Source organism: Methylococcus sp. S1M (genome assembly GCF_051295855.1).
GTDB classification, from domain to species: Bacteria; Pseudomonadota; Gammaproteobacteria; order Methylococcales; family Methylococcaceae; genus Methylococcus; species Methylococcus capsulatus.
This window is the reverse complement of record NZ_JBPDXO010000018.1, coordinates 1-5,799: the sequence shown is the minus strand read 5'-3', so window position 1 is coordinate 5,799 and position 5,799 is coordinate 1. Positions and strand designations below refer to the sequence as shown.

General features: G+C 62.0%; 8 protein-coding genes. 1 reads left to right on the top strand and 7 read right to left on the bottom strand.

Annotated elements, in window-relative coordinates:
• Positions 1–120: 120 nt before the first annotated feature.
• The 4 genes from ACSHWJ_RS15730 to ACSHWJ_RS15715 are packed head-to-tail and all read right to left on the bottom strand — an operon-like array spanning position 121 to position 2,623.
• Positions 121–717, bottom strand: coding sequence for a LysE family translocator (locus tag ACSHWJ_RS15730; RefSeq protein ID WP_256996378.1), 597 nt, complete (start codon positions 715–717; stop codon positions 121–123).
• Between the two features lie 10 nt (positions 718–727).
• A complete protein-coding gene (locus ACSHWJ_RS15725) occupies positions 728–1,336 on the bottom strand; it encodes a hypothetical protein (RefSeq protein ID WP_218797180.1) in 609 nt (202 codons plus the stop codon).
• 17 nt (positions 1,337–1,353) lie between these two features.
• Positions 1,354–2,163 carry a nuclear transport factor 2 family protein gene (locus tag ACSHWJ_RS15720; RefSeq protein WP_218797178.1) on the bottom strand — a complete coding sequence of 270 codons (810 nt, stop codon included), beginning with the start codon at positions 2,161–2,163 and terminating at the stop codon, positions 1,354–1,356.
• Positions 2,147–2,623 (bottom strand): cupin domain-containing protein, encoded by a 477-nt coding sequence (locus ACSHWJ_RS15715; RefSeq protein ID WP_218797176.1) that lies wholly within the window; start codon positions 2,621–2,623, stop codon positions 2,147–2,149. The genes ACSHWJ_RS15720 and ACSHWJ_RS15715 overlap by 17 nt, the downstream gene beginning before the upstream one ends.
• Before the next feature lie 157 nt (positions 2,624–2,780).
• Between ACSHWJ_RS15715 and ACSHWJ_RS15710 the strand changes: the two genes are divergently transcribed.
• The gene (locus ACSHWJ_RS15710; protein ID WP_218797175.1) at positions 2,781–4,187 is read left to right on the top strand and encodes a PLP-dependent aminotransferase family protein; all 1,407 of its coding nucleotides are present in this window, start codon (positions 2,781–2,783) and stop codon (positions 4,185–4,187) included.
• Between the two features lie 16 nt (positions 4,188–4,203).
• Here the strand turns inward: ACSHWJ_RS15710 and ACSHWJ_RS15705 are convergent, their stop codons facing one another.
• The 3 genes from ACSHWJ_RS15705 to ACSHWJ_RS15695 form a co-directional block, all read right to left on the bottom strand.
• Positions 4,204–4,644, bottom strand: coding sequence for a LacI family transcriptional regulator (locus ACSHWJ_RS15705; protein WP_218797173.1), 441 nt, complete (start codon positions 4,642–4,644; stop codon positions 4,204–4,206).
• On the bottom strand, positions 4,641–5,471 hold the full coding sequence (locus ACSHWJ_RS15700) for a recombinase family protein (RefSeq protein WP_218797171.1): 831 nt from the start codon (positions 5,469–5,471) through the stop codon (positions 4,641–4,643). Before ACSHWJ_RS15700 ends, ACSHWJ_RS15705 begins: the two co-directional genes overlap by 4 nt.
• Positions 5,461–5,799: integrase core domain-containing protein (locus ACSHWJ_RS15695; protein ID WP_432540072.1), on the bottom strand; the 339-nt coding region annotated here is incomplete at its 5' end. The genes ACSHWJ_RS15700 and ACSHWJ_RS15695, both read right to left, overlap by 11 nt.

Below are 5,799 nucleotides of genomic sequence, written 5' to 3'. Positions count from 1 at the left end.
GGGCTACCTCAGCCCGATGCAGTTCGAGCAACGCTGGTACGAGGCACAGCGCAAAAATGCCGCGTGAACCGGGGGTTAAGAACTCCACGAAACAGGGGCAAGGTCAATTTCAATCCACCCTCATAACCAGAACAGCACGACGGTAGTAGCGGCGAGCAACGCCATGAGGCGATTGATTCGCCGCAGGGTGACAGGGTTGTGTATCCAGCTTCGTATCAGACTGCCGCTGGCCGCCCACAGCGTGATGCAGGGGACGGCCACGGCGATGAACAGCAACGCGGCCGTAACGACACGTTGCGCATACTGATCGCCGCCGGGGACGAAGGCGGCGATCACGGTCGTAGCCATCATCCAGACCTTGGGGTTCACGATCTGGAACACGGCCGCCTCTAAGAACCGGATCGGCCGTTGGGCATTGGCGGCCAGCAACGCGTCCGCGTTCCAAAGTTGGCGCGCGAGCCAGAGCATGTAGCCGCTGCCCGCGAGTTTCAAAACCGTCTGCGCAGAAGGGACTGTGACGAACAGAGCCCCCAGTCCGGCACCGACCAGACAGATCATCAACCAGGTGCCCGCCAGCACACCGGCCACATGCCATCCGGTGCGACGCAGCCCGAAAGCGAGCCCCGAAGACAACAACAAGACGTTGTTCGGCCCCGGCGTGATGGTCATCACAAAGGCATAGGCGGCCAGCGAAAACAGCATGTCTAGCGACAACATGAGCGCCTCCTCAACGATCCGGGGTGATCAAGGCGACCTGCGGTCTGCGCCACGCCATGACGGCGATGAGCGCGAGAGAGGCCGCCGCCATCGCGGCCGGGAACAGCACGGTGGTGGTCGTATGGCGGTCCAGCGCGGCAATGACCAGGACATTGCGCACCACCAGTAACACCAGAAAGACCATTGATTCCGAGAAGGGCTGCGACCAGGTCTTGCGGAACGTTGGTCCGAAACCCAGCAGCTCGATCACCGTGATTAGCCAGACCGCCCATAGCGGATCGTCCGCCCAGTGCCACAACGGCATGGCGGCAAGCGCCGCGATGAAAAACAGCCGGTCGGTGGTCGTGACGCTCACGTCCGCGCGTTTCAGATAGGCCAGTACGGCAATGAACAGCGTGACGCCCGCGGAAAAGAGGATGACCCCAGAGCCAAGGATTCCTCCGCCTGCGTGCAGCGTCGCGAGAAATGCCACCCTGGTGTTCATGCCCCAGATCACCCAGGAGAAGACATGCGGCCGTGTCTGGCCGCGAAAGATCGACAGGATGTACGGCAGGAAGGCAATGCAGGTGAGGATGACCGCCACCGCACTCAGCCAGGATTTGTACGTGCTCGCTTCCATACCCGCTCGTCGCCTGTTCAGCCTGCGTACAGCGCCTGGCCGCGCCGCACTTGACCATTCGCATCGAATTCGAAGACCTCCGCCGCCAGGCCACGATGCCCCCGGTACAGGATGAGCACGCCATCGATGCCGGCCAGCACCTCGACGAGTTCGAAGCGTAAATCCGGCAGACGCGCGAGCGCGGCGCTCCAATACGCGCGCACGGCCTCCTTGCCCACGATCCGGCCGGAGGCTTCACCAGCGAAACGGCGAATCAGCGGCGATAAGAATTCGAAGTCGTCGCTGTAGTGCGCAAGCACGGCATCGAGATCTTGGCGATTCCAGGCGCTGATCCAGCTCTCAGCGAAGTGCCGAGGGTGTTGTGTGCCAAATGAAGTCATTGCGCTTTCCCCTTTCTTTCGTTGAAGATACCCAGGGCAAGACGATCGGTCAGAAAATCTTTTATCTTCCAACGCGATACGGTCAGCCCGACCTGGCTGTCGGCGGCTATCGTCCCGAAAGTACTTTCCGCTGACGATGGCTGGAATATCGCTGCGCGAAATACCGATGTCGTGCAGGGCGCGATCGTCCAATGCATTCAGTTCCGTCTCCGTCGAGACGCGCCGCCATAACCGTGCAAGTTGACGAATCAAAATACGCAGCCAACGGTGAATGAACCGAGAGCGCAACAGGCGCCCGCGTTGTTCGTAGTACTCGATATCGATGGCGCCGTTGCCGACTCGACGGATTTCCGGCCAAGGCGACTTATCGGCTTCCGGTGCCGCGGTCGGTGGGAACGCGTGCGCTGCGGAATCGGGTATAAGTCGGCTCTCAGTACGACGTGCCATCTTTGTGTTTGAACACCCAAGCACCGCCGACGAAACGGGCACAGAGGTCGTCATCCGGATAAGTCACTTCATCGCCATCCGTTCGATCGCCGACTTCCAGATAGACGACGTCCTCGGTGGTCTCGTTGATCAAGGAATGGGCGTTTCCGCTACCGGCCTTGAACCCCGCGCACATGCCGGGCGAAAGCGGCTGTTTGCCCTCGTCGGTATGCAGCGTCGGGCACCCCTTGAGGACATAGATGAACTCGTCCTGTTTGGTGTGCGCATGCCGCAGCGACGAGGCCGCGCCGGGCGGCAAGCGCGTCAGGTTGACGCCGAACTGGATCAGCCCGAACACATCACCCAGCGGGCGTTTTTCGCGCCCCTTCACCCGCGCCGCCAGCATCGGCGGATAGACCGTGGGTTTGGCACGCAGCGGCGCTTCAGCCGCATGCAGGGCGGGAAATTGGGTGTCGGTCATTGGGTTGTCTCCATTTCTGCGCTTGACACGAGGCAGTTTAAGGAGGAACCTGCGCACATTACAGTTTCAGTAAATGTTTTTTATACCGGTACAGTTTGTACTTTAATAAATACTGTACCGCTCCAGTGCGGTCGAACTGTACCGGAGGGGATCGATCATGAGTCTGCTGTACCAACAGGTCGCCGAAGAGATCGCACAGGGCATTACTGCAGGCCGGTATGTGCCGGGCGAGCGTCTGCCCGGCGTACGCAGCCATGCGCAAAACCGCAAGGTGAGCGTGGCCACAGTGGTTGCCGCCTATCAGGCGCTCGCGGATCGGGGCTACATCGAATCAAGGCCGCGTTCTGGCTTTTACGTTCGGGCTCGCCAGCCCATTCAAGTCCTTGAAGCCGAACCCGCAGCCAAGGCAACCCCGCCGCGGCTCGTGACCGGTCAGTCCATGGCGATGGCTTTGATCAAGGCGGCGAACGATCCTGCCATCGTGCAGCTCGGCGCCGCCGTGCCCGATCCGACCTTTCTTCCCACTCAGGCAATCAGCCGTGCGTTGGCGCAGGTTGTGCGCACCCGACGCGCCGAGACCGCCGGCTACATGATGCCGCCGGGCGCACTGGAGTTGCGCCGCCAGATTGCGCGGCGCATGAGCGAAACGGGCGGCGCAGTGTCCGCCGACGACATCGTCATCACCACCGGTTGCCAGGAAGCGCTGAGTCTGGCTTTGCGCGCGGTGACGGTACCGGGTGACATCGTGGCGGTTGAATCCCCTGCATTCTACGGGTTGCTGCACGTCATGGAATCACTTGGGTTGGAGGCTCTGGAAATTCCCACCCATCCGCGCGACGGCTTGGCGCTCGACGCCCTGGCCTTCGCCCTGGAACGCTGGAAGGTCGCGGCCTGTGTAGTTTCCCCGAACTTCAGCAATCCGCTCGGCTCCTGTATGCCGGATGAAAATAAGCGTGCGCTGGTGCGCCTGCTGGACAAGCACCGGATTCCGCTCATCGAAGACGATGTCTATGGCGATCTGGGATTCGCCTCGCAACGGCCGTCGACCTGCAAGGGACTGGCGCCGCATGCCGACATCTTGTATTGCAGCTCATTTTCTAAGACGCTGGCACCCGGATTACGCATCGGATGGATCGCCGCAACCGGGGAGCGACGTGAACGCATCGAGTACCTGAAGTATGTGACCAGCGTCGCGAGCCCCACTGTGCCGCAGCTCGCAGTGGCGGATCTGCTGAGAACGGGTCGTTATGAACGTTACCTGCGCGAAGTGCGCGGGCGCTACGCCAGCGCCGTGGCGCACATGAGTGACGCCGTCATGAAGACCTTTCCGGAAGAAACCCGCATTTCTCAACCGCAAGGCGGATTCGTTCTCTGGCTGGAACTACCGGAAAGCGTGGACAGCTTCACCCTGGCACGCCGGGCGCTACGCAAAGGGGTGAGCATCGCCCCCGGCCCGCTCTTTTCTGCGAGCGGCAAGTTCGGTCATTTCATTCGCCTTTGCAGCGCACGTGTCTGGGACGCGCGCATGGAAAGGGCTCTGGTCGAGCTGGCGAAGCTGATCTGACCACTTGCTAGTTCTGCTACGCTGCCACAAGCTTCAGTCTGGTCCGCTGCTCATCCCACAACGCCGGCGGGTCCACCGCCAGGTCAAACAGCGTGACATGGTTCGGCAGCGTATCGTCCAGGATGGCCGCCACAATATCGGGCGCCAGCGTGGTCAGGTTGACCATCCGGCTGATGTAGCTGTTGTCGATCCCTTCCCGTGTGGCGATCTCCTTCAAGGACTTTGCCTCTCCTGATTCCAGCATGGCCAGCCACCGATGCCCCCTGGCCAGCGCCAGTTGGATCGATGTTGGTGCCACATCCCACAGTCTGACCGGCGCAGTTTCGCCGTTCGGTAAGGTAACCAGCTTGCGGCCGCTGCGCCGTTTGATCTGAATCGGCACGGACAGGGTCAGCCTGCCGTCGCTGGTCTGCAGGATGTCCGGCTCGCCGGTCTTCTGGATGCGGATGTCGCTCATACCAGCGCCTCCGCTTGTTGCTCGACGGGCTCGGGACGCAGCTCCAGCACCAGCCGTTCGATGCCGTTGGCGCGCAGTCGCACTTCGAGGTCGTTGGGCGACACGATCACCTTCTCCACCAGCAGTTTCACGATCCGGGTCTGCTCCGCCGGGAACAGTTGATCCCAAATCGCGTCGAGTCGGGTCATGGCCACGGTGATCTTGGCTTCGTCCAAGGTCGGGTCGAGCTTGATCGCTTGCGGCAGCATGTCGCCGAGCAGATTCGGCGCACGCAGGATCGCGCGCAGTTGGTCAAGCACCGCCGATTCGAGTTCCGCGGCCGGCAATCGCGACAACCCCGAGGCGCCCGCGTGTTCCTTGGCGTCGCGCTGGGGTACGTAGTAACGGTAGCGCCGGCCATTCTTCTTGGTGGTGTGCCACGGGGACAGTGCACGGCCGTCATTGCCGAACACGATGCCCCTGAGCAGATAGGGAACCTTGGCCCGCGTCGTGTTGCCCCGCACCCGGCCATTCGTCTCCAGGATCGCGTGGACGCTGTCCCACAGTTCGCGGCTGATGATGGGCTGGTGTTCGGCCTGGTACCACTGGTCCTTGTGCCGCAACTCGCCAAGGTAGGTCCGGTTGCTCAGGAGCTTGTAAATGTGGCCCTTGTCGATCGGCCTGCCATCGCGGGTCTTGCCGTCTTGCGTGGTCCACGCCTTCGACGTTACGCCATCCAGTTTCAGCTCCTTGACCAGTGCGGTACTGGAGCCGAGTTCGACGAATCGCTGGAAGATGTGACCTTGCCCCTGTTTCGTGGAGTTCTTAACCCCCGGCTCACGCGGCATTTTTGCGCTGTGCCTCGTACCAGCGTTGCTCGAACTGCATCGGGCTGAGATAGCCCAGCGACGAGTGCAGCCGGCGGTGATTGTAGAAAGCCACCCAGTCCAGTATGGCCTGCCGGGCCTGCTCGCGGGTGGCGAACTTGTGCCCGTGCACGCTGGCCGTCTTCAGCCGTCCCCAGAAGCTCTCGGTCGGGGCATTGTCCCGGCAGTTGCCCTTGCGGCTCATCGATGAGCGCATGCCCCAGTCCCGCAGGGCCTGCTGGAACTCATGGCTGCCGTATTGGATGCCCCGGTCGCTGTGGAAGATCAGGCCAGGCGGCGGGCGGCGGCG